This is a genomic window from Rhodococcus sp. R1101, assembly GCF_000278445.1.
Lineage (GTDB): Bacteria > Actinomycetota > Actinomycetes > Mycobacteriales > Mycobacteriaceae > Rhodococcus > Rhodococcus gordoniae.
On sequence record NZ_AJVB01000560.1, the window covers coordinates 1 to 2,302 of the forward strand.

The window sequence follows — 2,302 nt, forward strand, 5'->3', positions numbered from 1 at the left end:
GTACAGGTGTGGCGAGAGTTCGGTCGCATCGGGGTGTAAACCGCCGAGGTACACGATGCGGGACACATCGCAATCGCGTGCGGCATCGGCGACGTTCTGCGCGGCCCGTTTCTCCGCATCGACGAACTCGTCGCGGCCGCCCATCGAATGCACCAGGTAGTACACGACGTCGATATCGCGGCAGGCCTCATGCAGGGATTCGGGATCGTCGAGGTCGCCGCGGGTGATCTCGACGTCGCTCGCCCACGGTACGTCGCGCAACTTGTCGGGGCTGCGGACGAAGACCCGTACGCGGTAACCCGCCTCGAGCAGTCGCGGAACGAGCCTGCCACCGATGTAACCGGTCGCTCCGGTGACGAGGATGCGGGTTGGGATCACGTCTCCTCCAGGATGTGGCCGAGTTGATGGCGCAGCGATGCTTCGAGATCGGGGCGCCGGAATCGATACCCGATGTCGAGCAAGGCCTTCGGGACGACGAACTGGTCGGCCCGGGCGACCTCGCGCGCGCCCTCCTCGCCGAGCAGCAATCGGGGTCCGAAACCGGGGACGGGCAGCAGGGCCGGACGGTGCAGCACCGATGCCAGCACCCGCGTGTACTCCTCGTTGCGCACCGGTTGCGGCGCAACGGCGTTCACCGGTCCGGCCAGGGCGGGATCGGTGAGCGCGCGGTGGTAGACGTCGACGAGGTCGTCGATGTCGATCCAGGAGAACCATTGCCGGCCGTCGCCGAGCCGGCCTCCGAGACCGCTCGCGAACAGTGGCCGCATCAATTGCAGTGTGCCGCCGCGGGGTGTCTGGACGATGCCGGTGCGTACGTGCACGACCCGCAGGCCCTTCTTCTCCGCGGGACGCGTGGCGGCCTCCCAGTCGGCGACGACGTCGGCGAGGAAACCGGTTCCGCGGGAGGCGTGCTCGTCGAGCGGGGTGTCGCCGCGATCGTAGCCGTAGAGGCCGATCGCGGACGCGGAGACGAAGGTCGCGGGGCCGTTGGGTGTTCTCGCGGCGAGTTCGGCGAGCCGTCGTGTCGGCTCGATCCGGCTGTCGCGGACTGCGGCCTTGTGCGAGTCGGTGAACCGGCCGGCGATCGAGGCACCCGCCAGATGGACGACGGCGTCGACACCTTCGAGCAGGTCGGGCGCCGGATCGTGGGGATCCCAGTGTCGATCGTCCGGTCGCCGCGACGGTCGGCGGACGAGCCGGATCACGTGATATCCGCCCGTGGACAGGAAGGCCGTCAGGGCGGTGCCCACGAGGCCGCTCGACCCGGTCACCGCGACGGTCGCCGGCCGGATGCCCTGCGCGTGCGACCAGCGGTGGCTCGCAAGGTCATCGGCGAGCTGGCGGTGGCGGTAACGGAAGGTCTGAGTGAGGAAGCGACCCGGCACCGGTGTGACGACGCGATCGGTGACGCGGGTACGGAACTCGCCGACGGCGTCGAAAAGGTGTTCGTGCCGCCACGAACCGATCGCGGTGGCGGGACGCGACAGCAGACCGTCGTGCGAGAGTTCGTCGACGAAACGTGCGGGCGGATCGTAGTCCTCGGGATCGTGCCGGGAGATCCACCGCAGTCCGCCGGGGAGACCGAGGACGGCCGTGCCGGATTCGAGGGAATCGGCCTCGGCGACGACGTTCATCGGTTGCCAGGGTGGGATCAGGCGGAATATGGCGCCGGGACGAGAATGCCAGTCGAACACGTCGTCGCGCGGTGCGTCGACGACACTCGAGAACTCGATCCCCATACTGTGCCTCCCGTTGCCGATGCCGTCCCCGTGGTCACGGCGCCGGAGCGGGCCCCGGCGCCGTATCCACTCAAGCAGGAAGGACGCTGATCAGGAAGGTGTATGCCTCGACGAGCGGGGTGTGGATGGCCATGAAAGCGGTTTCGACGAGTGCGCGCACTGCGGTGTCCTTTCGTTGGTTCTACGGCGAACACGGTGTCCGTCCAGAAGTTGTTCGGAGCACCGACACGATCGGATGGGTCGTTTCGCCGTCTTTCTCATCGGGGTGAGCGAATTCGCTCGTATCTGTCCAGAGCGACCCGACGTTCGTGTGCGTGATCGACGACCGCTTCGGGATATCCGTCCGGAGGGCCGTCGGGCAGACTGTGCACACGAGCGCCGTCGACGCTCCGCAGTTCGGGTACCCATCTGCGCACGTATTCACCCGTCGGATCGAACTTCTCGCCCTGCCGCGTCGGGTTGAACACCCGGAAGTACGGGGCGGCGTCGGTGCCGCTGCCCGCGGTCCACTGCCAGTTGTGTTGGTTGGATGCCAGATCGCCGTCCACCAGATGCTCCATGAA

General features: G+C 67.6%; 3 protein-coding genes. All 3 read right to left on the minus strand.

What is annotated here, in order from left to right; all coding sequences use genetic code 11:
• Nucleotides 1-378 (minus strand): NAD(P)H-binding protein (locus R1101_RS28045; RefSeq protein ID WP_016935320.1); only part of this gene is annotated, 378 nt, incomplete at its 3' end.
• Nucleotides 375-1,739 (minus strand): TIGR01777 family oxidoreductase, encoded by a 1,365-nt coding sequence (locus R1101_RS0121560; RefSeq protein ID WP_016935321.1) that lies wholly within the window; start codon nt 1,737-1,739, stop codon nt 375-377. The genes R1101_RS0121560 and R1101_RS28045, both read right to left, overlap by 4 nt.
• 257 nt (nt 1,740-1,996) lie before the next feature.
• A partial coding sequence (locus R1101_RS28050; protein ID WP_232284807.1) for an FAD-binding domain-containing protein occupies nt 1,997-2,302 on the minus strand: 306 nt, incomplete at its 5' end.

Bases quoted from the DNA above. Each gene is read 5' to 3' on its own strand.
- R1101_RS0121560 (WP_016935321.1), bottom strand. From the start codon at position 1,739: ATGGGGATCGAGTTCTCGAGTGTCGTCGACGCACCGCGCGACGACGTG.